This is a genomic window from Centipeda noxia ATCC 43541 (genome assembly GCF_000160555.1).
Classification (GTDB): Bacteria; Bacillota; Negativicutes; order Selenomonadales; family Selenomonadaceae; genus Centipeda; species Centipeda noxia.
In genome coordinates, this window is sequence record NZ_GG749280.1 from 207,832 (window position 1) to 234,147 (window position 26,316).

At 57.7% G+C, this 26,316-nt stretch carries 27 protein-coding genes; 1 reads left to right on the forward strand and 26 read right to left on the reverse strand.

Annotation, left to right across the window (positions count from 1 at the left end):
* Positions 1-33: 33 nt before the first annotated feature.
* From HMPREF7545_RS04830 to rny, 25 genes are all read right to left on the reverse strand, one after another.
* Complete coding sequence (locus HMPREF7545_RS04830; protein WP_006695768.1) at positions 34-684, reverse strand: ComF family protein; 651 nt, start codon at positions 682-684, stop codon at positions 34-36.
* A gap of 556 nt (positions 685-1,240) precedes the next feature.
* Complete coding sequence (locus tag HMPREF7545_RS04835; protein ID WP_006694572.1) at positions 1,241-2,293, reverse strand: L-threonylcarbamoyladenylate synthase; 1,053 nt, start codon at positions 2,291-2,293, stop codon at positions 1,241-1,243.
* Between the two features lie 11 nt (positions 2,294-2,304).
* Positions 2,305-3,183, reverse strand: coding sequence for a peptide chain release factor N(5)-glutamine methyltransferase (gene prmC / locus HMPREF7545_RS04840; protein ID WP_006694573.1), 879 nt, complete (start codon positions 3,181-3,183; stop codon positions 2,305-2,307).
* A complete protein-coding gene (prfA, locus tag HMPREF7545_RS04845; RefSeq protein ID WP_006694574.1) occupies positions 3,183-4,247 on the reverse strand; it encodes a peptide chain release factor 1 in 1,065 nt (354 codons plus the stop codon). Before prfA ends, prmC begins: the two co-directional genes overlap by 1 nt.
* Complete coding sequence (locus tag HMPREF7545_RS04850; RefSeq protein ID WP_006694575.1) at positions 4,241-5,155, reverse strand: DUF1385 domain-containing protein; 915 nt, start codon at positions 5,153-5,155, stop codon at positions 4,241-4,243. Before HMPREF7545_RS04850 ends, prfA begins: the two co-directional genes overlap by 7 nt.
* Before the next feature lie 307 nt (positions 5,156-5,462).
* Positions 5,463-5,663, reverse strand: a complete 201-nt coding sequence (rpmE, locus tag HMPREF7545_RS04855; RefSeq protein WP_006694576.1) for a 50S ribosomal protein L31 — start codon at positions 5,661-5,663, stop codon at positions 5,463-5,465.
* 155 nt (positions 5,664-5,818) lie between these two features.
* Entirely contained in the window at positions 5,819-7,102 is a 1,284-nt protein-coding gene (locus HMPREF7545_RS04860) for an NAD(P)/FAD-dependent oxidoreductase (protein WP_006694577.1), read from the reverse strand.
* 166 nt (positions 7,103-7,268) lie between these two features.
* Positions 7,269-8,636 carry an MATE family efflux transporter gene (locus HMPREF7545_RS04865; protein ID WP_006695769.1) on the reverse strand — a complete coding sequence of 456 codons (1,368 nt, stop codon included), beginning with the start codon at positions 8,634-8,636 and terminating at the stop codon, positions 7,269-7,271.
* Positions 8,637-8,777: 141 nt separating this feature from the next.
* Positions 8,778-9,890 (reverse strand): N-acetylmuramoyl-L-alanine amidase, encoded by a 1,113-nt coding sequence (locus HMPREF7545_RS04870; RefSeq protein ID WP_006695770.1) that lies wholly within the window; start codon positions 9,888-9,890, stop codon positions 8,778-8,780.
* Positions 9,891-10,006: 116 nt separating this feature from the next.
* Complete coding sequence (locus HMPREF7545_RS04875; protein ID WP_006694580.1) at positions 10,007-10,627, reverse strand: MotE family protein; 621 nt, start codon at positions 10,625-10,627, stop codon at positions 10,007-10,009.
* Positions 10,628-10,677: 50 nt separating this feature from the next.
* Positions 10,678-11,295 carry a lytic transglycosylase domain-containing protein gene (locus HMPREF7545_RS04880; protein WP_006694581.1) on the reverse strand — a complete coding sequence of 206 codons (618 nt, stop codon included), beginning with the start codon at positions 11,293-11,295 and terminating at the stop codon, positions 10,678-10,680.
* The gene (gene fliJ, locus HMPREF7545_RS04885) at positions 11,292-11,759 is read right to left on the reverse strand and encodes a flagellar export protein FliJ (RefSeq protein ID WP_006694582.1); all 468 of its coding nucleotides are present in this window, start codon (positions 11,757-11,759) and stop codon (positions 11,292-11,294) included. Before fliJ ends, HMPREF7545_RS04880 begins: the two co-directional genes overlap by 4 nt.
* Positions 11,756-13,141 carry a flagellar protein export ATPase FliI gene (gene fliI, locus HMPREF7545_RS04890; RefSeq protein WP_006694583.1) on the reverse strand — a complete coding sequence of 462 codons (1,386 nt, stop codon included), beginning with the start codon at positions 13,139-13,141 and terminating at the stop codon, positions 11,756-11,758. Before fliI ends, fliJ begins: the two co-directional genes overlap by 4 nt.
* Positions 13,138-13,929 carry a FliH/SctL family protein gene (locus HMPREF7545_RS04895; RefSeq protein ID WP_006694584.1) on the reverse strand — a complete coding sequence of 264 codons (792 nt, stop codon included), beginning with the start codon at positions 13,927-13,929 and terminating at the stop codon, positions 13,138-13,140. Before HMPREF7545_RS04895 ends, fliI begins: the two co-directional genes overlap by 4 nt.
* Positions 13,922-14,941: a flagellar motor switch protein FliG gene (gene fliG, locus HMPREF7545_RS04900; RefSeq protein ID WP_006694585.1), complete on the reverse strand. Its 1,020-nt coding sequence runs from the start codon at positions 14,939-14,941 to the stop codon at positions 13,922-13,924. Before fliG ends, HMPREF7545_RS04895 begins: the two co-directional genes overlap by 8 nt.
* Positions 14,942-14,943: 2 nt before the next feature.
* The gene (gene fliF / locus HMPREF7545_RS04905; protein ID WP_006694586.1) at positions 14,944-16,524 is read right to left on the reverse strand and encodes a flagellar basal-body MS-ring/collar protein FliF; all 1,581 of its coding nucleotides are present in this window, start codon (positions 16,522-16,524) and stop codon (positions 14,944-14,946) included.
* A 67-nt stretch (positions 16,525-16,591) separates the two neighbouring features.
* Complete coding sequence (gene fliE, locus HMPREF7545_RS04910; RefSeq protein WP_006695771.1) at positions 16,592-16,894, reverse strand: flagellar hook-basal body complex protein FliE; 303 nt, start codon at positions 16,892-16,894, stop codon at positions 16,592-16,594.
* Between the two features lie 33 nt (positions 16,895-16,927).
* On the reverse strand, positions 16,928-17,383 hold the full coding sequence (flgC, locus tag HMPREF7545_RS04915; protein ID WP_006694588.1) for a flagellar basal body rod protein FlgC: 456 nt from the start codon (positions 17,381-17,383) through the stop codon (positions 16,928-16,930).
* An 18-nt stretch (positions 17,384-17,401) separates the two neighbouring features.
* Positions 17,402-17,824, reverse strand: coding sequence for a flagellar basal body rod protein FlgB (flgB, locus tag HMPREF7545_RS04920; RefSeq protein ID WP_006694589.1), 423 nt, complete (start codon positions 17,822-17,824; stop codon positions 17,402-17,404).
* Positions 17,825-18,002: 178 nt separating this feature from the next.
* Positions 18,003-18,854, reverse strand: a complete 852-nt coding sequence (locus tag HMPREF7545_RS04925) for an Asp23/Gls24 family envelope stress response protein (protein ID WP_006694590.1) — start codon at positions 18,852-18,854, stop codon at positions 18,003-18,005.
* Positions 18,855-18,909: 55 nt separating this feature from the next.
* A complete protein-coding gene (locus HMPREF7545_RS04930) occupies positions 18,910-19,740 on the reverse strand; it encodes a PHP domain-containing protein (protein ID WP_006694591.1) in 831 nt (276 codons plus the stop codon).
* A 19-nt stretch (positions 19,741-19,759) separates the two neighbouring features.
* Entirely contained in the window at positions 19,760-20,542 is a 783-nt protein-coding gene (locus HMPREF7545_RS04935) for a TIGR00282 family metallophosphoesterase (RefSeq protein WP_006695772.1), read from the reverse strand.
* A gap of 26 nt (positions 20,543-20,568) precedes the next feature.
* Entirely contained in the window at positions 20,569-21,126 is a 558-nt protein-coding gene (locus HMPREF7545_RS04940; RefSeq protein ID WP_006695773.1) for a hypothetical protein, read from the reverse strand.
* 20 nt (positions 21,127-21,146) lie between these two features.
* On the reverse strand, positions 21,147-22,922 hold the full coding sequence (locus HMPREF7545_RS04945; protein WP_006695774.1) for a sensor domain-containing diguanylate cyclase: 1,776 nt from the start codon (positions 22,920-22,922) through the stop codon (positions 21,147-21,149).
* Positions 22,923-22,964: 42 nt separating this feature from the next.
* Positions 22,965-24,482 (reverse strand): ribonuclease Y, encoded by a 1,518-nt coding sequence (rny, locus tag HMPREF7545_RS04950; protein ID WP_311194558.1) that lies wholly within the window; start codon positions 24,480-24,482, stop codon positions 22,965-22,967.
* Positions 24,483-24,725: 243 nt separating this feature from the next.
* Here rny and HMPREF7545_RS04955 point away from each other — a divergent pair, with 243 nt between their 5' ends.
* Entirely contained in the window at positions 24,726-25,799 is a 1,074-nt protein-coding gene (locus HMPREF7545_RS04955) for a M48 family metallopeptidase (protein WP_006694596.1), read from the forward strand.
* A 55-nt stretch (positions 25,800-25,854) separates the two neighbouring features.
* Here HMPREF7545_RS04955 and HMPREF7545_RS04960 read toward each other — a convergent pair whose 3' ends face one another.
* The gene (locus HMPREF7545_RS04960; RefSeq protein ID WP_006694597.1) at positions 25,855-26,307 is read right to left on the reverse strand and encodes a hypothetical protein; all 453 of its coding nucleotides are present in this window, start codon (positions 26,305-26,307) and stop codon (positions 25,855-25,857) included.
* Positions 26,308-26,316 lie beyond the last annotated feature (9 nt).

The following is a 26,316-nucleotide window of genomic DNA, read 5'->3' on the forward strand; positions in this document are numbered from 1 at the left end:
GGCTTTCCGCTGTTTTTTACAAGCAGATGAATCTCAGAGGTGCTCGCTCGTCAAAGCGACGGCATAGACATTGCGCGCACCTGCTCGTTTCAGCGTGCGTGCACACTCCGTCAGCGTCGCCCCCGTCGTCATAATATCATCCAAAAGCAGGATATCCTGCCCGCTGACATCCATCGCCTCCGTCACAGCAAAGGCTCCACGCAGTTCCCGCTGGCGTTCCGCACGCGTATGTTCATAGAGAGGAGCCGTCTCACGCGTACGGACAAGCAGCGGGAGGAGCGCGATGTCATGCGCACGAAGCCATGACGCAAAGATCTCTTCCGTCTGATTAAAACCGCGCACTTTTTGCCGTGCACGCCCGAGGGGGACAGCAACGGCCGTGAGCGGCCGAGGCAGCTGCGCGAGCACCTCCTCCCCCTCCGCAAGCATCGCATGAAGATGAGGGAGCGCAGATTTTTTCTGTTGGTATTTCAGCGCGCGAAGGAGATCGCGCACTCCCTCACGGTAGTGTCCGAGCGTCCAAATCCCCGCAAGCTGCCGTGCGGTCTCCGGCGTACGAGCCAGTACGCGAACGCCGATCAGGCGCCGCGCACAGGCATGACAAAAGCCGCCGCGCCGCTCTACATAGGAAGAACAGTTGGGACAGCGCGGCGGAAAGAGAAAATTAAGCAGCGCATCAAACATGAGGACCGCCTCCACCGATTTTCGGAAAAACTATTGCAAGACTTCCTTATTTATGATATGATAAATGCAGAAAAGAGATATATCTCCTAGATCGTAAATGAAGGAAAGGAGAATGTCTATTGACACAAAATCTGAGGCGCGGTGGCGCACTCTCCTGACAGGAATGCATCTTTGAAGAAGATTCGAGTCTGCATACTCTGCGGGAGCTCAGCCGGCATTGTGTCACGGGAGCTGGCCACGGCGCCGTCATCTCCGGTTTGCCGAGCAGATGACATTGTTCCTTTGTACGATTCGTATTCGAAAACCAAGCGCGCAAATTGGATGATATCAGAGATCTCCAAAACGGTTTCAGCTGAACGTACAATATACGACACGGACACACAGGAGATCCGTGCAGGTCGGACACACAACTGAATAAGGACGTGTACAACTTTTATGGCAACAGTTACATAAACCGGCAGCTTGCTCGAAACAGAGCGCTGTCGGTTTTTTCATGCGCGCCGCACATCCGGAGCAGAGTGCCGCATGCTGCGCACGGCGAGCGGCGGCCCCGCAATCATACATATATGACGTGTCCGCCGCTTGCCTTGCGCAGGCGGTTCATGATCGCAAGCCCGAGGCCGTCCGCACCTGTTCCCTCGGCGAGCAGAGAGGTGATGTCTGTATCGTCAAAGCAGCGGAGCGCATCGTAGAGGCAGGCGGCAAAGGCGCTATGATTGCCGCGCGCTCCGCAGTTGTATGTATGTTCTGCGGGGATAATCGCACGGAGCGCCGTAAGGGTCTCGTTGCTCGCAATAACGGCAGGACGTTCCCCTGCCGCCGTGCGCCGCAGGAACTCTGCGCGCAGCGCCGCCCTGATGTCATCTCCCATCCCTGCATAGACGGTGAGCGGCACGCGCGGCGCATAGTGCGTATACTTCATTCCGGGCGCGCGCGGCGCTTCGTTCGCCGCCGTGAGTGCCGCGTCGATACGCACCTCGATCGCGGGCAGTTCCGCTGCAATCATCTCGCGCGTCACTGCACCAGGGCGCAGGAGCGTAAGAGCGCCTTCCTCCGTACAGTCGACGATGGTGGACTCCACGCCGAGGCGACAGCTCCCGCCGTCGAGGATGAGCGGAATGCGCCCCGCCATATCTTCATAAACCATGGCCGCCGTCGTCGGACTCGGACGCCCCGAGGTATTCGCCGACGGCGCGGCAATCGGCACGCCCGCCGCGCGGATCAGCCGACGCGCAGCGGTGTGATCGGGGCAACGCACGCCGACGGTCGAAAGACCGCCCGTCACGATGTCCGGGATATGCGCTGCCTTCGGCAGGATAACCGTGATCGGTCCCGGCGCAAAGGCCGTCAGCAGATGCGCCGCAAGCGGCGGCATATTCGAGGTGACCTCATGCGCCATTGTAAGATCTGCGATATGGAGAATGAGCGGATTATCGGACGGTCGCCCCTTCGCCTCATAGATACGCGTGCATGCGGCCGCATCCAGACCGTTCGCGCCGAGCCCGTAGACTGTCTCCGTTGGAAACGCGACGAGTTCCCCGCTCTGAATGAGCCCAGCGGCGCGCTCAAAATCTACGGATGATGTGGGGTGTAGTATCTCCGTATTCATCGTGCCCCCCTCTACTCCGTATACCCAACAACAACCCTGTCGATTCCGCCAAGATCACGCAGGATTTCCGTCCTCACAATGCGCGGATGCGCCGCTACGAGCGCCGCGGCATCCGCCGCCGCGCCGATGCCGACCTCAACGGCGATCGCACCACCGTTCTTCAGCATGGACGGTGCCTCCGCCATCATGCGCCGGTAGAACACGAGTCCGTCCGCGCCGCCGTCGAGCGCAAGCCGCGGCTCATAGCCGCGCACCTCCGGCATCAGCCCCTCTATGTCTGCGGACGGGATGTACGGCGGATTCGAGAGGATCACATCATACGTCCGCCCCGCAAGGGGCACAAGCAGATCGCCCACATGAATCTCAATGCGCGTCGTCAGCCCGAGGCGCTCTGCATTCTCCCGTGCAGTATCCGCCGCAACCGGCGAGATATCAACCGCATCCGCATACGTATTCTCTGTATAGTGAAGAACAGAGAGTGCTATCGCGCCCGTCCCCGTACCGATATCGGCAGCGGTGAGGTCAGATGCTCCCGCTGCTCTGCGCGCACGCAGGAAATCCACGGCGAACTGGGCAAGGATCTCCGTATCGGGCCGCGGGATGAGCGTATCGCGGGTCACACGGAACTCCAGCCCCATGAACTCGCGCCTGCCGAGCAGATAGGCAAGCGGCACATGCGCTCCGCGCTCCTTTGCATAGGAGCGAAAAAGAGTGCGCGCGGCGGACGCGATCGGTTCATCGAAATGCACATAAAGATACGTTCGATCTTTGCCGAGGACAGCAGAGAGCAGGACCTCGGCGTCAAGGCGCGGATTTTCGATGCCGCGCTCTTGAAAAAACTCCGCCGCCCATGTCAGCACACGGCGAATCGTCCAAACAGAGTCCGCCATCAGTTCACCTGTTTCAGACGTTCCGCCTGATCCGCGGTGATGAGCCCCGCCAGAATCTCGTCCAGCTCGCCGTCGAGTACGGCGTCGATCTTATAGAGCGTCAGTCCGATGCGATGATCGGTCACACGTCCCTGCGGGAAGTTGTATGTGCGGATGCGTTCGCTGCGGTCGCCGGAGCCGACCTGACTGCGGCGGTCCGCCGCGACGGCATCCGCCTGTTCCTGCCGGGCACGGTCATAGAGACGTGCACGCAGCACCTTCATCGCCTTCTCGCGGTTTTTGAGCTGCGACTTCTCGTCCTGGCACTGTACGACAATGCCGCTCGGAATGTGCGTAATGCGGATGGCTGTCTCCGTACGGTTGACATACTGTCCGCCGGCGCCCGAAGCGCAGTAGGTATCGATGCGCAGATCGTTCGGATCGATTGTGACCTCCACATCCTCCGCCTCGGGCAGCACAGCGACCGTCACCGCAGACGTATGGATGCGCCCGCCGGACTCAGTGACGGGAATGCGCTGCACACGATGCGTGCCGCTCTCATATTTCAGACGGCTGTATGCGCCGGCGCCATTTACAAGAAAAGAGATTTCCTTAAACCCGCCGATCTCGGTCGGATTGCTGCTGAGGATCTCCGTCCGCCAGCCCTGACGCTCGGCATAGCGGGCATACATGCGGAAAAGGCTTGCGGCAAAAAGAGCCGCCTCCTCTCCGCCGACGCCGCCGCGGATCTCGACAATCACATTCTTGTCGTCATTTGGGTCGCGCGGCAGGAGGAGAATCGGCAGCTCCTGCGCAAGCTGATCGCGGCGCTCCTCCGCCTCGGCAATCTCCTCCTCGAGCATCGCCTTCATCTCGGCGTCCGCCTCGGCGAGCAGTCCCTGATCCTCTTCGATGGTCAAAAGCGCCTGCTGATAGGCGCTGTACGCCTCGACGATGGGAGTCAGAGCAGCGTGTTCACGTGTATAACGCTGCCACTTTTCCATATCTGCCATCACTGCGGGGTCGCTGAGCAGGGCTTCCAGTTCGCGGTATTTATCCGCAACGGCATTCAGTTTGCTTAACACAATATGTCCTTTCGATAACTCCCGCTCCCCGCGGGAATATCCTCGGGCGGGAGCACCGCCTTGAGGCTTTCGATTGCGACCTCAACCATCTCGTCGTCCGGCGGACGCGTCGTCAGATACTGCAGCCAGAGCCCGGGCGTAATCAGAATACGCACGATGCGGTTCTCGCTGCGCCCCGCAAAGCGGATGATCTCATAGGAGACGCCCGCAACGACGGGCAGGACGGCAAGACGGCTCAGAATGCGCAGCCAGAGATCGGGCCAGCCGAAGAATACGTGGAACACGATCGCGATGACCATGACGATGAGGAGGAAGTTCGTACCGCAGCGCGGATGCAGGCGCGGGAATTTCTGCACGTTCTCCACTGTCAGCGCCTCGCCGGCCTCGTAGCAGTGGATCGTTTTGTGCTCGGCGCCGTGGTACTGAAAGACGCGGCGGATCCCGCCCATCCATGAGATACCCCAGATATAGAGAAGGAATACCGCGAGACGGATCCCCCCCTCAATGAGATTGAACACGATCGGGTCGTTCGTGTACGCCGCAGCCAGATGCGCCGCTCCCGTCGGGATGACGATAAAGAGTACGCTTGCGAGGACAAGCGCAAAGAGGATCGTCAGGGCAATCTCCTTCTTCGTCATCTGCTCGTCCTCCTCGCCCGCCGCCTGTGCGGAGAACGAGAGGGCACGCATCCCGATGACCAGGGACTCGACCATGATGACAGAGCCGCGGATCAGCGGCAGGTTGAGCACGGGATATCGGTCACGGATGGAGGTGACGGGATGCATCTCCACCGCGATCTCCCCGTTTGGAAGGCGAACGGCAGTTGCTGTCTTTGCCGCATCGCGCATCATCACGCCCTCGATGACCGCCTGCCCGCCGACCGCAAGGTCCGTTATTTTCTTTGGCATGATTCTCCTTCATATTGCTTGTATATGTATTGTGCAATGTCCCTGAGCGAGCCCTAGTAAGGCAAGTACGTAAAGCGTGCGGCTCGCCCCCGGCGCACTTCTTTCGCTCAAGTGCAGTGAGTTCGTTTAAGAAGTGCGCCGGTATCTAGGCGAACGAGCACGCGATCCCTTGCGGACTAAGCGTTCGCGTGAGGGTCCCGCGGCGACAAGTATAAAAAAAGAGACTATCACACGATCTCTCGTGCAATAGCCCCTCCCTGTTTGCATGCGGTGAACAGGCAAGGCGCAGTGCACCTCACCGGTTCTGCTATTTCTTTGCGTAGCGCTTTTGGAACTTCTCGATGCGTCCGCCCGCCTGAACGTCACGCTGACGTCCCGTGAAGAACGGATGGCACTTCGAGCAAACGTCGACACGCAGATCCTCCTTCGTCGAACCCGTCGTGAACTTGTTGCCGCAACCGCAGGTCACCGTTGCTTCGAAGAATTCCGGATGGATGCCCTCTTTCATGCAGATACACCTCGTTTCTTTTGCCGGATACAAGCATGCTCGTGCACACTTGGTTGAACTCGATGCGTGCGCATCAAGAACGAAGGTCTTGGAATCAGACGCCCGGCGTCCAATACCGAGCAAGTATAGCATAAAACAGAGCGGCGCGCAAGTATTTACTCCATCTTGTCGAGTATAATGCGCGAAACGCGCGTCCCGAAGAAGAAATTCCAAATCCACTTTACAGAGACCGTGAAGTCCGCATATCGCCCCGCAAGGCGAATGAGATGAACGAACATCCATGCAAACCACGCAAAGAACCCACTTGCCTTCATCATAAAGCCGAGCACGGGGAAGGGGCCGTTCATGACTGCTTCGCCTTTGCCGATCGTCGCCATCGCGCCGAGGTCACGATAAACGAATTTACCGAGCTGATCCGGAGACCTGCCGGAGATGAGCGCCATGATGTTCTTCTTGACCTGCGCCGCCTCCTGCGTCGCGACCGGCGCAACCGTCGGGAGCGGACGCTCCGTCCCGTGGTGGAAATTCGCGCAGTCGCCGATGGCAAAGACGCGCTCGCTGCCCTTCACCAGGAGATTCTCCTCGACGACGACGCGCCCCGCACGGTCCACCTCGCCGCCGCAGTCCTTGATGAAGTCCTGCGCGCGCACGCCCGCAGCCCAGATCACGGTCTTTGTCGCAATGGTCTCCCCGCTGCTGAGCTTAAGCTCATTGCCGTCATACTCGGTCACCGCGGTATTGAGACGAACATCAACGCCCTTCTTGCGCAGGACGTCGATCGTATGCTGCTGGAGGTCCGGCGGCACCATCGGGAGAACGCTGCCCATGGCCTCGAGAAGGCTCACGTGAACCTCGTCGAAATCGATCGAATGGAATTCCTTCTTAAAGATATCGATCAGCTCTGCCAGGGCACCTGCCATCTCGATCCCCGTCGCACCGCCGCCGACGATAACGAAATTGAGATGACGGCGGCGTTCGTCCGTCATAGAGGGATCGGTCTTCTTCGATGCACGCTCAAACTCGTGAATGATATGGCTGCGCAGCGTGATTGCTTCCTCGAGGGTCTTCATCGCAAAGGAATTGCGGGCAACGCTCTCGTTGCCGAAGAAATTTGTCGTGGCCCCCGCCGCAAGCACAAGGTAGTCATAGGGGATCTCGCCGTGATCCGTGAGGAGAGCACGGCGCGTCTGATCCACGCCCGTCGCCTTGGCGAGGAAAAATTCTACATTCTTATAGTCTTTGAAAAACTCTCGTGTGGGGTAGGCAATTTCTCCCGCGGACAGGACCGCCGTGCTTACCTGATAAAGGAGCGGCTGAAACAGATGATAGTTATGTTGATCCACGAGCGTAATCCGCAGCTTTTCCTTGGCAAGTTCCTTGGCGAGATGAACGCCGCCAAAACCGGCGCCGACGATGACAACATGTTGCTTATCTGCCATAATAAACCCCACTCCTTATCGAAATAGCGGAAACATCACGCAATCGGTTCTCCCTCGCCCGCGAAAGAGCCGCAAATGATACATTTCAATCTCATGTGGTACATCATACCATGTTTCCCAAGAAATTCAATAGGATTTTTCGCGGGACAGGCCTCTTGACGGCACTTCACCGCGTCGAAGTACGCTTCGACCGCCGCATCCGATTCTCGATCACGTGCAGGCGCAGCATCAGCAGAATTGCACCGACAATGATGCCCCCGATCAGCCCCGCCCAGTAACCATAGGGTCCGAGCTCCGTCCACCCCGCAAGCACATAGCCGCTGGGCAGTCCAATCCCCCAAAACGAGAGAACGGCCAGCCAAAATGTGACCGTGACATCCTTGTACCCGCGCAGCGCCCCCTGGAGCGGTGCATTTACGCAGTCACTGAACTGCATGGCAAGTGCATAGAGCAGGAAGACCCGCAGGAGCTCCCGCACCTCCGGATTCGTCGTATAGAGTGCCGCGACAGAATCGCGCATCACTGCGAGCAGGAGTGCAATCACACCGACGAAGAGGAGCGTAAGTACGCGGCTGAGGCGGATATAGGCACGCGCTCCATTCTCCCGGCCGGCGCCGACCTCGTAGCCTACGAGGATCGTGATCGCCATGGAGACGGAGAGCGGCAGCATGTAGACGATCGTGGTGAAGTTCATCGCCGCCTGATGTGCAGCGAGCACGGTTGTCCCGTACGCCGCCATGAGAAGGCCGACGGCGCCGAAAATACTCTGCTCGCAGAACACCGTGAGGCCGATGGGGACGCAGATCGCGAGCAATGCCCACCATTCTCGCGGGATCGGTTTCGGCAGGCGCGCGAAGACATGGTAGCGCGCAAACTGTTTCATACACAGAACGACAATGCTGTTCAGCACAAGAAAAATGCAGTAGCTCAGCGCCGCACCAAGCCCTGCACCCGGTCCACCCAGGGATGGTACGCCGCACGCACCGTACATAAAGATATAGTTCAGGACGATGTTGATCGGAATGGTCGTCATCGTGATATACATGGTGAGGCGCGTCCGTCCGTGTGCGTCGATGAAGTTGCGCAGAACGATCGCGGGCGCAACCGGAATCAGTCCGAGGGCAATGTAGGAAAGATACTCCATCGTAATATGCTCGACCACGGGTTCGAGCGCGAGTGCACGCACGAGCATCGGCACGGTCAGCACGCCAACGACGAGCAAGAGCACAGCAAGGAGCGTCGCCCAGTAGAAACTCTGCTGAACGACGCTCCGAATTTCCCGCATGCGCCGCGCTCCGTAGTGCTGCGCGATCACGGGAGTCAGCCCCGAGACAAGCCCCATAAAAGCCCCGAATACGGGGAAGAAGATGCTCGCGCCGACAGCAATCCCTGCAAGATCCTCCTTGCTGATATGCCCTGCCATAATCGTATTGAAGAAGCCCGGCGCCATAAGGGAAATCTGCGTCACAAGGATGGGAAGGAGCACAATAAAGAACTGGCGGGCACGCGCCGGATATCCATGGACTTCCCGCAAAATCTCCCTCCTCTCCTGAGCTGGCGCCCCAGTGCATCCTCTTCGCCCTGTCAGCGTCAACAAATCCGCTATAAAGCACCTCTCTGCGGCTTTTTCCTCGGCGGAGCAAATTCTGTGCCGATCCCGGCGAGCTTCATCATATCACCCAAAATAATCGGCAATTCCGTCGGCAATTCCCTGCGCAATCTTTTTGATCCCCGCTTCGCTGTTCATCATGCGCTCTTCATCCGGATTCGAGATAAAGGATATCTCCACGAGAATCGCCGGCATGTCCGTATGTTTGACGACATAGAAATTGCACGTCTGCGTTCCGCGGTCAACCGTCCCGATGGAATCGATGAGCGCTGTGCGCACGCTGTCAGCAAGCCGTCTCGACTGTGCTGAGCCCTTGGTATAGTAATATGCCGTCGTCCCCTTGACCTCGGGATTTGTGAACGCATCCGCATGGATCGAAAGGAAAATATCCGCATCCGCACGGTTTGCAATCTCACAGCGCGCCTCAAGCTCCTCGACAGCAGTTGCATTGGCTCCTTTTGATGAGACCTCCGTATCTCCCGTGCGCGTGAGAATCACCGCTGCGCCCTCCGCCTCGAGCAGACGCTTGAGCTCACGGCTGACGCGCAGCGTTACGGACTTCTCCATAATGCCCGTCGGCCCGATCGCGCCCGAGTCGCTTCCGCCATGTCCGGGGTCGATCGCAATTTTCCGTCCCTTCATGCCCGTAATCGCCGAGATGTCACGATCATGGGAATCGCCCTCGCCGCCATCCGTTCCGCGCGGCTGCACAGATTCCGGGGGCTTCTTCGTCCCGGCGGTGCCACCCGGCGCGGCGCCGAAATCCATGACGATGCGCGGTTTCCCCCCGCTGAGGGCGAATACCTTGTAGCCGTCTTTCCCGACAGAGGTCTCTACCACAATACGCACGGTCGACGCATCGAACTGAGCAGCGCGCACGCCGGAGACGAGAGAGGAATCGACGGTGATATTTTTCTTGTACGCCGGCACAATCCAAGCGTTCTGTACGTCCACAACGACGCGCGTCGGATTTGCGAGAACGCGCTGCCGATAGGAAATGGGGCGGTCGGAATCGACGACAATGCGCACATTCCCGTCCATCCGTCCGATGCGAATCCCTGTGATCTTTGCCATATCCTTGGCGCGGTCGCCGAATGCAGCCTCTGCCGTCGGAGCAGCCGCAGTGATCCCCAGTATGCAGACGAGAAATACCGTCGTCCATAAAAATATACGATGCAAGAGCAAAACCTCCTAAAGGAATCACGGGGAAAGCCCCATGACGGTGATTCGTAAAAAACCTGCGAAAGCCGCTTATCAGCGGCTTCGCAGGCTCTCTCCATCCGTGTGTTGTTTCCCTATTGCTGCGGCGCCTCCGCAGATCCCTCTTCTGCCGGTGCAGATCCCGGCACTGCGGCATTTGCAGCGGCATTGCGCGCGTTGGTTGCCCTGTTCGGAACGCCCTCATAGATAATCTGCGTGATCTGCGCGGCGCGTTCCGGCTCAAATGCCGCCATAATCTTCGCCGCATTGCTCTCGTCCATGCGCTGCAGGATGGCAATACACAGATCGACATCGAGAGATTCCATGACCTTTGCCGCATCCGCCGCCTTCATATCGTCGTAGAGATGTGCGAGCTTCGTGATGCGCTTTTTCTCGGCTTTCTCACGCTCCGCCTGCTGCTTTGCAATCTCTTCTTTTGTAATCCTTACGCTCTCAGATGCCTTCTTCGGCTTCGCAGCAGCAGGCATACTGTGCCCGGGCGTATGCACCGTACTGTCTGAGGACTGCGCCGTATGCTCCGCGCTCCCCGCAGGCGGCACAAAGTACTCACCGATGATGGGGAGTTTGTGCAGTCCGTACTCCTCATTGAGTGCCTGCGTGTCAAAGAGACGAAGGTAGACGCCGAGCGCAAAGCCTCCGGCGACCAATACGAGGAGTAAGATCAATCCAAATAGGATCTTCAATTTCTTCCGCATGGAATTCCCTGCCCTCTTTCTCTTTCCCTTAGTATACTCGATTTATTCGCTCAGCGGTAGATGTCCAGAACACTGTCGACATAATTCTGCGTCTCGGCATAGGGCGGAACACCGCCGTACGCCTTTACCGCATTCGGCCCGGCATTATAGGCGGCAACGGCCTTCTTCACATCGCCGCCGAAGGCGTCGAGCATCTCCCGCAGGTACTTCGCTCCGCCCTCAATATTGCCCTCCAGATTATAGGGATCAACCCCAAGCCCGGCTGCCGTCTCAGGCATCAGCTGCATGACCCCGACCGCGCCTGCAGGCGAAACGGCCTTCTGATTTCCACCGGACTCGACCTCCGCAACGGCGGAGACGAGTTTTGGATCGAGCCCGTATTTCTGCGCCGCACGGTGAATTGTGCGCGCGAGATTCGGATCGGCCAGTGTGGTCCGATCCGCTGCAGACGTATTCTGCATGTGCGCAGGCGCTGCAGCGGCGTCACCCGCCTGCACGCGCTGCGCGGCATAGGCTTTAGCGGCAGCGCCATTGGCACTGCGATTGATTTCCTGCTGAAGTTTTGATGCAAAATCCATCCCTGGGAGGTCCTGCTTCGGCAGCGCAAACTGCCCTTCGATCTCCGCAATACGCGCCTGTATCTGGCGAACGCCCGAAAGATCCATCATACCGCTTCCTCCAATTCCCTATTCCGCATCGTCAGCTGCAGACCGATCTCATCGAGCATCTTCTGCTCCTCCTGCAAGATCTCTGTCTTGTATTCCGCAAGGCGTTTTTCCCTCAGTTTTTCGATGCTTTTAAGTGCACTCATGTGCTCCATAAGAACTTTGAGCCGCTTCTGCCGCTCGGCACTCGCCTGCAGGATGACCTGCTGCTGATCCTCGATCTGCTGCCGCTTCCACCCGAAGAACTGATTAAAACTCATGAGGCGGCCGATCTTGATGCGAGTGCCCACCTTCGAGAGTTCCTCGTAGTCGCGCTGCCCCTGCGCCATCTCCTCCAGGAGCCGGCGCTGGCAGGCGCGCGCCTCGTCCAAACGGCGCACCGCCTCGGCAAAGGCGACCTCTGCCTCCTCCTTCTTCATGCGTGTAACCTTAAGAAGGGTTTCCAACTGAAAACGAAATTTTTTCATGTGCTTTCCTCAGCGGGGGCGGGCGCAGGTTCAGACTTTCCAACAGCGGCGAGGAGCTGCTGCTCCGTCTCCTCATAGGAGGTCACCTCATAGATATCCTGCCGAAGGAACTCGTTGATGCCGTCAATCTTTTGAATGGCAGCATCGATCTTCGGACTGGATCCTTTGACATATGCCCCGATATGAATGAGATCCTCCGCCTCGGCATAGACCGCCATGAGCTGGCGCATCTCCTGCGCCGCTTCCAGATGGCTCTTGTCCACAACCTCGTACATAACGCGGCTGACGCTGCCGAGCACATCGATCGCCGGGAAATGGTTCTGCGCCGCAATGCGGCGTGAGAGTACGATATGCCCATCAAGAATGGAGCGGACGGCGTCCGCAATGGGCTCATTCATATCATCACCGTCAACAAGAACGGTATAGATGCCTGTGATGGAGCCTCTCTCGCTCGTGCCTGCGCGTTCGAGCAGGCGCGGAAGCATCGCAAAGACAGACGGCGTATAGCCGCGTGTCGCGGGCGGCTCGCCGATGGTGAGGCCGACCTCGCGCTGCGCCATCGCAAAACGCGTGACCGAGTCCATCATAAGAACGACCTTATGCCCCTGATCGCGGAAATACTCGGCGATTGCCGTGCCCGTCATCGCCCCCTTGATGCGCACAAGCGCAGGCTGGTCGGAGGTCGCAACAACGACCACAGAGCGTTTGAGCCCCTCCTCGCCGAGATCACGCTCAATGAAGTCACGCACCTCACGGCCGCGTTCCCCGACGAGAGTGATGACGCTGATGTCCGCCTCGGTATTGCGCGCGATCATAGAGAGCAGCGTCGATTTGCCGACGCCGGAGCCCGCCATGATGCCGATGCGCTGCCCGTCACCGAGCGTGATGAGCCCATCAATGGCGCGTACACCGACGTAGAGGTTGTCGTGAATGCGCGGGCGCGTGAGCGGCGGAGGCGGAGGGGCCTGCAGGGGATATTCCTCCTGCGCAAGAATCGGTCCCTTGCCGTCAATCGGATTGCCGAGCCCGTCCAGTACGCGCCCGAGCAGCTCCTCGCCGACCTTAACCCGCAGGCGTCGGCCCGTAGCGATGACCTCGCAGCCGGGGCCGATGCCCTGCATTTCACCGACTGGCATGAGGAGCACGCTCCCCTCACGAAAGCCGACCACCTCCGCGGGAACAGGCGGCATCCCTGAGAAATGAGAACTCACATAGCACAGCTCACCGACGGTGACCGTCGGGCCCTGCGACTCGATGACAAGGCCGATGATCTGCGTCACTTTCCCCGTCAGTTTCATTGGCGAACATGCGCGCAGGGCATCCTGAAATTTATGGATATCTATGGAAAATGGGGGATTCCCCCCCGTTTCACTCATATTCATAGCATAACTTCCCGCACAGCCTTCTTAAGCTGCTCGATCTGTGTCTGCAGACGTGCGTCAACATTTCCGTTCGGCGTCTCCACGAGACAGTCTCCGGGCTTTAGCCCATCGTCGGAGGTGATGGTGAGATTCGTATCTCCCGCCGTCAGAATGCCGCGCAGCTCATCGCGCGCCATCAGCACAAAATCGTAGCTGTTGGGCGGAACATGAACAACGATCTCCTTTTGATCCTTGACGCGCAGAATCGCGTCGCGCACGACGGGCAGAACCATCTGCGGCACATCGATGAAATGCTGCGGCAGAACGCGTTCCACGGCCTCCATGGCAATGGAAACAATGTCCTGCTCCGCATGAATAACATAGTCCCGCATGGCGTCATGCGCGTCGCGCAGGGTTTTCTCTGCCTGGGCATTGGTCTGCCGGATGAGATCTTCCATCTCGGCGCGTACCGCGGCTTCTCCTGCCTCTCTTCCCGCGGCAAAGCCGTCTTCATGCCCTTTGGCACGAGCCTCCTCGCGTTCCTGTTCGATCTGTGTTTGAGCCTCACTCAGAAGCTGGTCGCGTTCCTTCTCGGCTTCTCCGCGGAGGACGGCGACCTGGATCTCCGCCTCTTTGACGCGCTCGTCCATTGCCTGTTCGCGTGCTTCAATGCGGGCAAGCAGGTACTGAACGGTCTCTTCACTGACGCCCTCTTCCTCCCCCTCCTCGCGGGAGGGCGGCGGCGGGGGCGGTGCATCAATGAGGTGCGGATTCTCTTCCCAGACGGCTGCCTTGATAACTCTAGACAATCATCTCGTCTCCCTTGCCGCGCGAAATCACGATCTCGCCCTTGTCCTCGAGCACGCGGATGATGCTGACGACCTTCTGCTGGGCCTCCTCGACGTCGCGAATCTTGACCGGACCCATGAACTCGATCTCCTCGCGCAGCATATCCGCCGCACGCGTCGACATATTCTTGAACACCTTGTCGGCGACTTCCTGCGGCGTCGCCTTGAGGGCGAGGGAAAGATCCTTTGTCTCGACCTGGCGCAGAACAAGCTGCAGCGAGCGGTCGTCGATCTGAACAATGTCCTCGAAGACAAACATGAGCTTTTTGATCTCTTCGGCAAGCTCCGGATTGTCGACCTCGAGGGTCTCTACAATCGCCTTTTCCGTCGTGCGGTCGACACGGTTGAGCACCTCGACAATCGCCTTGATGCCGCCCGCCGTGGTAAAGTCCTGTGTTACCATCGAGGACAGTTTTCTCTCCAACACGCGCTCCACTTCGCGAATGAAATCCGGCGACGTGCGATCCATCATTGCAACGCGCTTCGTAACCTCTACCTGCGACTCCGGCGGCAATGAACCGAGGACGATCGCTGCTTGATCCGGCTCGAGATACGCCATGATGAGCGCGATGGTCTGCGGATGTTCGTTCTGTATGAAGTTGAGCAGCTGTGCAGGATCGGTCTTGCGCAGGAAGTCGAAGGGGCGCACCTGAAGGCTCGTCGTGAGGCGGTTGATGATCTCGAGCGCCTTGTCCGGGCCGAGCGCCTTCTCCAGGACATTCTGCGCATACTGCAGGCCGCCCGAGGAAATGTAATCCTGCGCCATGCACATAGAATAAAACTCGGCGATAATTTCTGCCTTAAGCGCAGATGAAACTTGTTTTTGATTTGCAATCTCGAGCGTCAGCTGCTCGATCTCATCGTCGTCCATATGCTGGAACAACTTGGCGGAGTACTCCGGTCCGATCGCGATGAAGAGGATTGCCGCCTTCTGCTGATTGGTCAGATCTCCGCTGCCATACATATCAGGCATATTTACTCCTCCTCCGAAAGCCACGTCTTGACGAGGAGCGCCACCTCTTCCGGCTTGGAATCGATGAGGGCGAGGAGGGCGAGTTTCTGGTTCATCTGATGCTGTTCCTCCTCGGAGAGGTCTTCCTCTTCAACCTCGCCCGCTGCAATCGCCGCGGCACGCTCCTCTGCAGCCCGCGCTTCTTCAATGCGCTGCGCTTCTTCTGCCGCTTCGCGTTCGAGGCGCTTCTTCCGGCGGTACATGAGAATGCCGCCGACGATGAGCGCAATGATGAGGAGCGCAAGGCCGACCTGCGCGTAGAAGATCCGATCCTGACGATCCTTCTCTGCCTGTTCCTCCGCAGCGCGGCGCTCTGCCGCCTCCGTGCTGAACGGCAGAGGTTCGACGGAGATCGTATCGCCGCGCGTCGGATTGATGCCCGCTGCACTGCTCACCGTGCGCAGGATACTCTCCTGCTGCGGCTGGGTCACATCGTCGTTGACGAGGACGGCGACGGTGAGACGACGGATCGATCCGGGAGACGCAATGACATGCTGGCGCTCCTCGTTGATCTCATAGTTCTTTGTAGATTCTTTTTTCTCGTATTCGGCGTTTGCATTTGCCTCCTGCTCCACATAGCCGGGAACGTTGCTCTGCACGCCTGCAGGGCCGCCGGGATTGGTGGAGTTGCCGACGTAGCTCTCCGAGATGTCCTGCTGGCTGCGTATGATGCCCGCATCGTCGACCACAGGCGTAAAAGTCTGCCGATCGGTCAGACGATCGTCAAAGTCCAGTTCTACGCTGACGCGCGCGAAAGCACGCCCCTCACCAAGCGTCTGATCGAGCAGGGACTGTACCTTCTTTTCGATATTATCCTGTACTTTGCGCGTCATGTCGAGCTGCGTGAGCGTCTTGACCCCGATCGCGTTCTCATCCTGATCGTCCGGGTCGTTCAAAATCTTGCCCGTGTCGTCAACAATCGTGATGTTCTCGGGCATCAGTCCCTTTACGCTGTGCGCGGCAAGGTTGACAATACCCTTGATCTCTTTCTTGGTCAGCTCCGCATTCGGCTTGAGACGCAGCATAATAGAAGCCGTTGCAGGCTTCTCCTCTTTTTTGTAGAGGCTGTCCTCCGGCAAAACGATATGAACGCGGGCCTTCTCGACGGCCTCAATTTGTTCAATCGTACGCGTCAGCTCGCCCTGGAGGGCCTGAAGGTAATTGACGCGGTTCTGGAACTCCGTGACGCCGAGTTTGCTGTCATCGAATATCTCAAAACCCTTGTTCCCGCGCGGCAGTCCCTGCGTGGCAAGATTAAGCCGCGCCTCATGGACGTTCGTCGTAGGAACAAGGATGGTTGTGCCTGACTTATTCTCTTGTATTTCGTAGCTGATCTTCGACTCACGAAGCTGCTTGGCGACTTCGCCTGCATCCTTGGTCTCCATGTCGGTGAACAGCGGAACCATATCAGGTTTGCTGCCGTACCAGAAACTCAGACCAAAGATCAGGACGAGAATCGCGAGCGCCGAACCGAGCATGATGTAGCGCTGCCGTTTATCAAAGCGTTTCCACATCGCCAGGCCGCGCTCTTTCCACTCTCCCATAATCTCTTTCCCTTCAAGTCATCACGGTTGTGCCCGCCCCGGAGGCGCGCGAAACGGCAGGTATTCCTTATACCTGCATCCGCATGATTTCCTGATAGGCAGAGACTGCGCGATTGCGCAGCTGCAGCGTGAGCTGCAGTGCGATCTCAGCCTTCTGCCCCGCAACGACGACCTGAGAGATATCCGAGACTTCGCCTGCGGCAAGCAATTTGTTCTGCTCATCCGATGCAAGCTGGAGCTGGTTCACCTCGGAAAGGGCATCTTTGAGATACGTGCCGAAGCTTTTTTCCTCGGGCTTTTCGATGGTTTCCCCCAGATGACTGACTGCACGCATCGTTACGGGGGTCATTTGCAGTGCCTGTACTTCCATATACATTGATCTCCCTTAAAATGTGTGCAGGAATCAGTTCCCGCCGCCGATGCGAAGCGCTGCCGTCACCATGGACTTGGCTGCGTTGATGGTCGTCGCATTTGCTTCGTAGCCGCGGGAAGCCGAGATCATATCCACCATCTCGGCAACAATATTGACGTTCGGACGCTCCACATAGCCGTCCGCATTGGCATCCGGATGCCCGGGCTCGTAGACGAGCGTTCCCTGCGAGCGATCCGTCTCAATGGATACCGCGCGAACGCCGTCACCGGGGCGCAGGCGGTCAGAGGCACGCGCGAGGAACGACTCAAATCCGATCCCGTTCCCCTTTTCACGGGGCTGGAAGACCACATAGCGGCGGTGATAGGCGCCTCCGCCCTGCGCACGCGTCGTATTCGCGTTCGCAATATTATTGGAAATCACGTCCATACGCAGCCGCTCTGCCGTAAGACCGGAAGCTGCTGCATCAATTCCCAGAAACATTCCCATATCGTGTCCTCCCGCTTATCAGCCGTTCTGTCCGCTGTTGATGACAGTCTTCAGCTTGTTGATGTGTCCTCCCAACGCATTCGCCAGCGCGCTGTAGTAAAGTTGATTCTTTGCTACCTCGGCCATCTCGATGTCAATATCGACGTTATTCCCGTCCAGACGCATATTGGTCGTCGCGTCCTGTTCGATCACGGCACGCGCCTTCCCATGAAACGCAGCCGGCAGGTGTCGGTCATGCGTGCGCACGACCTTCATCAACGGGTCGCTGTCCATGCCCAGCTCCTGTTTCAGCAGATCCTCAAACCGGACATGACTCCGTCTGAAATACGGCGTGTTCACGTTTGCAATATTATTGCTGAGTACCTCATGCCGAAGAGACGCTGCCGCCATGGCACGGCTGCCGATATCGATTGTCGGGGTATTTACCAGCTGCTCAAGCACGAAACGTCACATTCCTTTCCCACTCATTTGTGCGCACAGGAAACCTGCACACAAAACAGATATATTCTTTTAGTTCTACATTTCCTCAAAAAATCCTTTTCATTCTAGCACTTTTTCCCTAAAAAGTGAAGCGCGTTTTTAATTCTGATGTAATTATATTGGCATTCAAATCTGAAAATTATGCATGAACCTGATGCGTGAGATCGACATGCAGACTCTTGACAAGGATGTCAATTTCATGTACAACCATCCCCGTCATGCGCTCGATCTCCATCTGCAGATCTCTGCGCAGCGCTTCCATCGTCTCTGCAATCGCATACCCATAGGCAAAGACGATCTCCAGCGAGACGGTAATCCCCAGATCTTCATCCCCGTTGACGACATGATAGACGTGCGCCGCACCCACACGGTAGACCTCGTCCAGCTTCTCGGCGACGATGTGCACAATGTTCTTAATAACTGAGTCATCGATGATGAGCTTCCCGTAGTAGCTGAATACGGGGCGTACAATGGAACGCTCGCCGAGACGGCGGCGCCTCGATGAGGATGTCTTGAAGAAGCTCTTGATCGGATCGATGAGATATCCTGAAAAATGCGGCTTGAGTTCGATGCTCGGCACCGGGATGATGTGTTCTCCCCGCTTGAGGCGGTGATACTTTGCGATCTCCATGTCCTTTTTCGAGGCAATGTCCTCGATGCGGATGATCTTGCTGACGGGGCCGATGCGCAAAGTCTTTGCGATCTTCTGCACCATATTCTCGGACGTGCCAAGAAGCAGAATCCGGCGCGGAAGGGATTCTGCAATGGCCTTGCGTACGGCGGAAGCATGCCCCGGCAGTACAAAGATGGCACGGCGAACCGCCATGATGCGGTTCTTCTCCTTCTTTGCCGAGGTTCCTCCGATCACCTTTCCATCCTTAATCAGAATGCCGTCGTCAATGATAGCGTCTGCGCCATTGTTTCGGGCGACCCACAGGGCGCGGTGGCTTTTGCCGGTACCGCTCGGGCCGACAAGGGCGATAACGTCCATAGTGTCTTTCCTCTTTTCATTTCGTCTGGCTGAAAATGATTGCTTGATGTATCTCTTACACGGAATGGGGCGGGCGATAGAAATTCTCTGCGTAGACATCCTCTATCGTAAACGCGCCGATCGATTCCGGCTCGCGCCCCGGAAATCCCCGGTAATCCGACCCTCCCGATACGAGCAGGCCGTGCTTTTGTGCAACGTCCAGATAGTGCCGCACATCCTGCTGATCATAGCTCGGATAAAAAACCTCAAGACCTTGGAGCCCCTGCTCAACGAGTGTATCGATCAGCTGCTCATCGCCGGCTTCCTTGGGATTCGCGAGTACGGGAATCCCCCCCGCCGCCCGGATGAGTTGAATCATTTCCTCGGAGGAAAGGCGGAGATGCGGCACATATGCGGGCCGCCCCCGAAGGAGCAGCTGATCAAAGCAGGCACGTATCGTGTCGAAATAGCCTTTTTTGACGAGGACACGGGCCACATGGGAGCGTCCAACCGCTTTGCACATGCCTTCATCCGTCAGCACCTCGGTCTCGCCGATCTCATAGCCAAGCCCGTTCAGAAGTTCCACGATCTCTGTAAAGCGCGTCCAGCGCGCCTCGCTGATCTCCTCCAGTTTCTCCTGCAGTCCGGCATCGTAAATATCGATATTATATCCTAATATATGAACTTCACGCTGCGCATCGCTGACGCTGAACCCGACCCCTGGAATGATCCGGAGGCTGCCGGAGCCGTAACGTCCGCTCTCATAGAGCTCAGTAACGCCCTCCACGCTGTCATGGTCAGTGATGGCGATATAGCGCAGCCCCGCAGCCTTTGCCGCCTCCACGATCTCCTCCGGGGTATCACGCCCGTCGGAAAAGGTCGTATGGATATGCAAATCGCTTGGCATTATGATATGTTCTCCTCGTTTACTCTTCTTCGCGGATCAGAATACGTTCGATCGCTCCGGGGCTGCGCCCGTTCGGATCGACATCCGCGATCACCGCGGCATATTCTGCCGCTCCTTCCGCCATTTCAAACCGTACGGGCATCCCGGTACGGAACTTTTGGATCACCAGATCCGTGCGCACGCCAAGAATAGAACTGCGTGCTCCCACCATGCCGAGATCCGTGATATACGCCGTTCCGTCCGGCAGGATCTGCTCGTCCGCCGTCTGCACATGCGTATGCGTACCGACAACGATATCGACGCGCCCATCCATGTAATGCGCCATAGCAAGCTTCTCCGAGGTGGTCTCGGCGTGAAAATCGAGGACAATAATGTCTGCTTTTCCCTCAATTTCCGCAAGAATGTTGTCCGCCTTTTGAAAAGGGCAGTCGAGCGCGGGCATGAAAGAACGGCCCGACAGATTCATGACGGCGATATTCACCGCCTTAAACGGAAAGATGCAGTATCCCTGCCCGGGTGTCCCCTCTGGATAATTGGCGGGGCGCACGAGAAAGGGATCCTCGTCAATAAAGGCGAAGACATCCTTTTTATCCCAGACGTGATTGCCTGAGGTCACAATGTCGGCGCCGCCCGCATAGAGTTCATCAAGGGCCTTGCGCGTAAACCCTTTGCCGCCCGCAGAGTTCTCTCCGTTGACGATGACGACATCCACCTTACGCTCTGCCCGCAGGCGCGGCGTTATCGTGCGAAAGGCGCGCCGTCCCGCGCGGCCGACGACATCACCGACCAGCATGATACGCACGTCTTTTCCTCCTTCGAAGCCCTTCTTCATCGATTGTAGACAACCACCTGATCGCGCTCCCGAATTCCAACCAGCCGATCCCGCAGCGGGATCTCGCGCACCGCCAGGAGCATGCGCTCCAGCGTTTCATGCTGAAGGAAACTGAACTCCGCGTCAAGCGTGTCTGCGCCATGGGCGTCGACCAAAAGATCTTTGCCGAAACGCTCCGTGAGCAGCTGAACGATCAGGCTCAGCTCCTTTTCTGAAAGTTCGTCCATTCTGCGCGCAAGATGAATCATCGTAAGGGCAGCATGCTGCTCATATGAGAAACTCATCTCGCTCACTGCCCCATCGCCGATCAGGTGGTATGTTTCAATACTTTCGGCGAGAAGGGCGGAAAAGCGCTCCATCTCTGCAGGAGGAATCTCTGCGCGAACGACAAAATCCATCGTCAGCATCCCCTCGTGCGGGTCATAGGAAACCGCCTCGATCTCCGGGAAGCAGACGAGCACAGAGGCGAGAAGCTGTACGCCGGGGCGTGCCTGTTCGCTCTTGGAACGAGAAGGATTGCCGCCCGTAAATCGTGCACGCAAAAAGTCAAACATATTCGTATCTCCACATAGTATCATTCCGTATGATTGATCCTGCCGAGTCCAAGCGCGTAGACCGCATTCCTGCCCGCCGCCTTTGCCTGGTAGAGCGCCTCATCCGCATTCTTAAAGAGCTGCAGTTCATTATCGCGATCCGGATCGAACGAAGCCACGCCCACGCTGATCGTGATATGCTGATGAAAGGGCATCTCAAAGCCTTCCACCTTGCGGCGGATGCGCTCCCCGACCCTGCCCGCGACGGTCAGCGGCGCACCTTGGAGAATGATGAAGAACTCGTCGCCGCCCCAGCGGCAGCCCGCATCCGATCCGCGGATCGTATGAGAGATCGTCTCCGCCACAGTCAGCAGAACCTTGTCCCCCATATCGTGCCCGTAGGTATCGTTGATCCCTTTGAAGTGGTCGATGTCCATCAAAATCACCGAAAGCGGCGTCTTTTCCTGCTGCGAATGTTCCACAGCAGCATTGAGCAGGCGCTCCATCTCGCGGCGGTTCAGAAGATTCGTCAGTGCATCACGGCTCGCGAGCTGGCTGAGGCGCTGATTTGCCGTATGGAGTTCCTCCTCGGAAACACGGATGAAATGCGACATGAAGGCCAGCATCTTTCGATTGTAGGAAAGGTGCGCAACACGCTTCGTCTTCAGCTCGATATCCTTCACATAATCCGTGTCTTCCTTCATGCCGACGAGGATTGCGTTGAGGTGGGCCGTAGAAATACGCCGGCCTACACGGCGCACCTCACCGAATACATAGACCGCTGAGGAAGGAAATCCCGCACACGGCGTCATCTCTGTTACGACATCGTCGCCGAGCAGGAGATAATGGCCCACGCACACCGTGCCGAGAATCGCCTCGGGGGAGAACGCCGTCATTTCACGCGTATTCTCCGCCGCCTTCGACAGAATCCCATAGGGATCGCCATAGGCAAGGCGGAACTTCGTCCCCTGCTGCATGGGGATCCCAAAGATAAGTTCCCCGCTCCCCTGTTCAATCTTGATGGGGACGCGTGCCGAGATGGATCCGTCCTCCTCTTCAAAGCAAAGGGGAAAGAGCGCGGCATCTGCGCTGAACTCTCCGTCGCCCTTGATGCCAAAGTAGCGTTCATAGATTTTGAGCGGGACATCGTTATCGAGTTCTTTGACCGTACAGCCGTCCACGCGCGTCGCAATGATTTCGCGCCCGAGCGAGTTCCAGCCGAAATTACGCACCGTATGTGCCTGGAGCGTTTCCCCGTGAAATACGACAGCAAGCATGCCGAGCCGCATCGCTGCGTCGTCCGCAACGATATAGCCGTGCGCGTTCATCGGGCCCGCGTCGACGAAGGCGCCGAACACCTGAATGCTCTCGTCAACGGCGGAAAATCCTTCGAACAGGTCATCGATCTGATCCATAAGCCCGACGACAAAGAACTCAATCAGTTTTGTGTGCGGACGCGCCTCTACAAACCGGACAAACGATTCCTGCGTCGCCGTATCCGACGTATTGCCGTCGACGAGAACGAACTCGGCCCGAGATGCTTCGAGCGCCGTGAACGTCAGCATAATTCCGTGCGTATCGAGGCGCAGATCAGCCATCTTGAGCGCACATGTATGCACCAGAATCCGCGCTTCCGGGAATATGCTCCGCACATCGTCACGCATGCGGAGAGCCTCTTCCATCGGCATCTCGCAGGGGGCGGCAATCGTGACAAGCAGCGACTCCACATGCGGGATCCGCTCCAGTTTTTCCTTCGCCGACTCCGCTTTGCGCTGGGCATCCGCGGTACCGGAAACGATATACGTCAGTTGCTGCATATGCCCCTCCATTGTATCGGGGGCCGCCCCCCTCGGCTCTTTTTACTTCGCGTAGTCCACAACGCGCGTCTCGCGAATCACCGTGGCCTTTATCTGCCCCGGATATTCGAGATCGCCCTCAATCTTCTTCACAATATCATGAACGAGCACTGCCGCGCCCGCATCATCCACCTTATCCGGTTTGACCATCACGCGGATCTCACGGCCTGCCTGGATGGCAAAGCAGCGCTCGACCCCGTCAAAGGATTCTGCAATGGCCTCGAGTGCTTTGAGCCGCTTGATGTAGGACTCCAGGCTCTCGCGCCGTGCGCCCGGACGCGCCGCCGACACAGCATCTGCAGCTGCAACGAGCACAGCTTCGACCGTCGTTGCCTCTTCGTCGCCATGATGCGATGCGATGATGTTGATGACTTCCTTTGACTCACGGTATTTGCGCGCAAGCTCGGCGCCGACCGTCACATGCGGCCCCTCGACCTCGTGGCTGACCGCCTTGCCGATATCGTGCAACAGGCCGCCGCGTTTGGCGAGCATGACATCACATTCGAGCTCTGCCGCCATCAGCCCGGCCAGATGTGCCACCTCGATCGAGTGCGCAAGCACATTCTGCCCATAACTCGTACGGTAGCGCATGCGTCCGAGCAGACGAACCAGCTCCGGATGGATGCCGTGAACGCCCGTCTCGAACGTCGCCTGTTCCCCCGCTTCCTTAATCCGCTGATCGACCTCGCGGCGCGCCTTCTCGATCATCTCTTCGATGCGTGCGGGATGGATGCGCCCGTCCTGGATCAGCTTCTCAAGTGCAATGCGCGCAATCTCGCGGCGCACAGGATCGAACCCCGAAAGGATGACCGCTTCCGGCGTATCGTCAATGATGAGATCAATGCCCGTCAGCGTCTCGAGCGTGCGGATATTGCGTCCCTCGCGTCCGATGATGCGGCCCTTCATCTCATCGTTCGGCAGGGCAACAACCGAGACCGTTGTCTCTGCCACATGATCAGCTGCACAACGCTGTATGGCAACGCTCAGAATCTCGCGCGCCGCCTTGTCGGCCTCATCTTTCGTCTGCTGGATGTACTCCTTGATCTTTCGGGCCTTCTCGATCTTCAGCTCATCCTCCGCCTCGGCCATGAGGATCGTACGAGCCTCCTCCGACGAAAGACCGGAGATGCGTTCAAGCTCCTGTCTCTGGTTCTCATAGAGTGCCTCTACCTCAGCCTGCGTCTTATCGATGCGGGCTTCCTTGCGTGCAAGCCCTTCCTCTTTCTTCTCGATGGACTCAAGCTTGCGGTCGAGGTTTTCCTCCTTCTGAATCGTGCGGCGCTCAAGACGCTGCAGCTCGCTGCGGCGTTCTTTCGTATCGCGCTCAAACTCCTGCCGTTGGCGCTGAATCTCTTCCTTCGCCTCCAGAAGGACTTCCTTCTGCTTTGTCTCCGCCGCCTTTCCGGCCTCTTCGACAATGCGCTTTGCTTCGTTCTCGGCTGATCCTATCTGAGCCTCCGCCGTGCTCCTGCGTCCTATATAACCGGCCGCAGCGCCGACGGCGAGAGCAATAATTACCATTATTATTTCAGTAATGATAACAGCCACCTCCTCGTTCTTATAGTTCAAATTTCTTTATAAATACTTCTATCTATTTTAATGTTTTTTCCCTGCAGTGTCAAGAATTCTGTGCATTTGTCCAGCCTCCTGCATGGGAAGGATTTTCTTTATTTTCGCGGCCACTTTATAATCTCTCTGCCATAGACGAACGCATATTATTTCGTGTATAATATGCTCACAGGTTCATAGGATGAGGAGGAAGACATGAAGAAAAAGAAATGGATGCGCATCGGCATTGCGCTCGCACTCTCCGTATCGATGACAGCCGGCACTGCCGCGGTGCCCGCCGTCGCCGAGGCAAGTACCGGCAGCATCATCGGCGCAATCATCGGCGGCGCAGTTGCGGCGTCCGAGATGAACAAGCAGATCAAATACTATAACACAACGGAAGAAGGCCGACAAGAGCTTTTCAAGCAGCTCCAAGAAAAATACGGCGTCTATTACCGCTATGATCTCAACACACAGCTCGACCGCATCTTTACCAATCTCACGGCGGCAATCGGCTCCATGGACGCGTCAATTTACGATCGTCCCTACAATTATTTCATCAATAAAGAGGACAGCTTCAATGCCTTCTGCACGCTCGGTCACAATATGAGCGTCAATGTGGGTCTGTACAGCTATCTGACGAACGAGGATGAGATCGCCGTCGTGCTCGCGCATGAGATGGGACACGGACAGAAGGATCATCCCGCCAAGGGCATGAAAAAATCACTGGGTCCCGCCGTGCTCGCGAGTGCGACGGGAACGGTACTCGGTGCAATTGCCGCGAACATCTGGAACGGCCAGGGCCTCACCAAGCCGATGGAGTGGGAGGCGGACAACCTCGCGTTCGAGTACATCTCGCGTTCGCCCTACAACCCGGGAGCAACCGCCGCCGTCTGGCAGAGAGTCATTGATCTCGGAGGCAACAACTCTGCCAACGTATTTTCCATCATGGCAGGCGCGGCTGACCACCCGTCGAACTCTTCGCGCCGTGACAACTATGCAAAGAAGCTCACGGAGATGAGCGGCGGAAAGGTTACCGTGCAGGACGGCGTCGTCTACGTGAACAAAAAGGAACTCTTGACACCCGCTCCTATCAGCAGCATGAGCTCAGCCGAACGGGCCTACTTCGTAATGGGCAATCTCGCCGCGGCCTACAAAAACGGACACGCTGCCTCCGCCGCGTACGCCGACGGGCGAACAGTCATGCTCGGCGCGCAGCCCATCATCAGCTGCACGGACGGCGATCGCAGCGCCGCAGAGATTGCGGACCTGCTGAATCAAATCAAATAAGCACACAGCAAAGCGAGGCTTCCCCCTTAGGGAAAGCCTCGCTTTTTTATTCCTTTTACCGCCGCGGAAATCTGCGCAGCGCACGCGGACGGCCGAGCACTTCAGAGAGCACAATCGCCTGCTTCATCGTATCCGGTGTCAGCTGCGGCAAGAGGGCAGCTGTCGTACGCGGGGCTGCAGGCATCATCGCGGGCTGCTCTTCCTGTACGGGCCGTTCTTCGTGCCGGCGCTGAAGCAGACGTCTCTGCCGCTCGGTCTCCCTGCGTGCTTCTTCCCACTGTGCACGGAGCTCCTGCTCATGCAGTACCTCCATATCGGCAGATACCTGCACGTCCCCGGGAATGCCGCGCATCGGCGGGATCTCAAAGGTTCCGCTCTTCTCCCTGCGTTTCTTCGGCCGCGGAATCTCCTGCGGAACGGTCGGCGGAGGGACTTTTTTCTTGCCGCGCAGGCGGTCATCCAAGAGTGAAATGATGACCACTATTGCGACGATGACGAGGTATTCCATTCCAGCGGC

Bases quoted from the DNA above. Each gene is read 5' to 3' on its own strand.
- HMPREF7545_RS04830 (WP_006695768.1), bottom strand. From the start codon at position 684: ATGTTTGATGCGCTGCTTAATTTTCTCTTTCCGCCGCGCTGTCCCAAC.
- HMPREF7545_RS04835 (WP_006694572.1), bottom strand. From the start codon at position 2,293: ATGAATACGGAGATACTACACCCCACATCATCCGTAGATTTTGAGCGC.
- prmC (WP_006694573.1), bottom strand. From the start codon at position 3,183: ATGGCGGACTCTGTTTGGACGATTCGCCGTGTGCTGACATGGGCGGCG.
- HMPREF7545_RS04850 (WP_006694575.1), bottom strand. From the start codon at position 5,155: ATGCCAAAGAAAATAACGGACCTTGCGGTCGGCGGGCAGGCGGTCATC.
- rpmE (WP_006694576.1), bottom strand. From the start codon at position 5,663: ATGAAAGAGGGCATCCATCCGGAATTCTTCGAAGCAACGGTGACCTGC.
- HMPREF7545_RS04860 (WP_006694577.1), bottom strand. From the start codon at position 7,102: ATGGCAGATAAGCAACATGTTGTCATCGTCGGCGCCGGTTTTGGCGGC.
- HMPREF7545_RS04875 (WP_006694580.1), bottom strand. From the start codon at position 10,627: ATGCGGAAGAAATTGAAGATCCTATTTGGATTGATCTTACTCCTCGTA.
- HMPREF7545_RS04880 (WP_006694581.1), bottom strand. From the start codon at position 11,295: ATGATGGATCTTTCGGGCGTTCGCCAGATACAGGCGCGTATTGCGGAG.
- fliJ (WP_006694582.1), bottom strand. From the start codon at position 11,759: ATGAAAAAATTTCGTTTTCAGTTGGAAACCCTTCTTAAGGTTACACGC.
- fliI (WP_006694583.1), bottom strand. From the start codon at position 13,141: ATGAATATGAGTGAAACGGGGGGGAATCCCCCATTTTCCATAGATATC.
- fliG (WP_006694585.1), bottom strand. From the start codon at position 14,941: ATGCCTGATATGTATGGCAGCGGAGATCTGACCAATCAGCAGAAGGCG.
- fliF (WP_006694586.1), bottom strand. From the start codon at position 16,524: ATGGGAGAGTGGAAAGAGCGCGGCCTGGCGATGTGGAAACGCTTTGAT.
- fliE (WP_006695771.1), bottom strand. From the start codon at position 16,894: ATGGAAGTACAGGCACTGCAAATGACCCCCGTAACGATGCGTGCAGTC.
- flgC (WP_006694588.1), bottom strand. From the start codon at position 17,383: ATGGGAATGTTTCTGGGAATTGATGCAGCAGCTTCCGGTCTTACGGCA.
- HMPREF7545_RS04925 (WP_006694590.1), bottom strand. From the start codon at position 18,854: ATGGACGTTATCGCCCTTGTCGGCCCGAGCGGTACCGGCAAAAGCCAC.
- HMPREF7545_RS04930 (WP_006694591.1), bottom strand. From the start codon at position 19,740: ATGCCAAGCGATTTGCATATCCATACGACCTTTTCCGACGGGCGTGAT.
- HMPREF7545_RS04940 (WP_006695773.1), bottom strand. From the start codon at position 21,126: ATGTTTGACTTTTTGCGTGCACGATTTACGGGCGGCAATCCTTCTCGT.
- HMPREF7545_RS04945 (WP_006695774.1), bottom strand. From the start codon at position 22,922: ATGCAGCAACTGACGTATATCGTTTCCGGTACCGCGGATGCCCAGCGC.
- rny (WP_311194558.1), bottom strand. From the start codon at position 24,482: ATGGTAATTATTGCTCTCGCCGTCGGCGCTGCGGCCGGTTATATAGGA.
- HMPREF7545_RS04955 (WP_006694596.1), top strand. From the start codon at position 24,726: ATGAAGAAAAAGAAATGGATGCGCATCGGCATTGCGCTCGCACTCTCC.
- HMPREF7545_RS04960 (WP_006694597.1), bottom strand. From the start codon at position 26,307: ATGGAATACCTCGTCATCGTCGCAATAGTGGTCATCATTTCACTCTTG.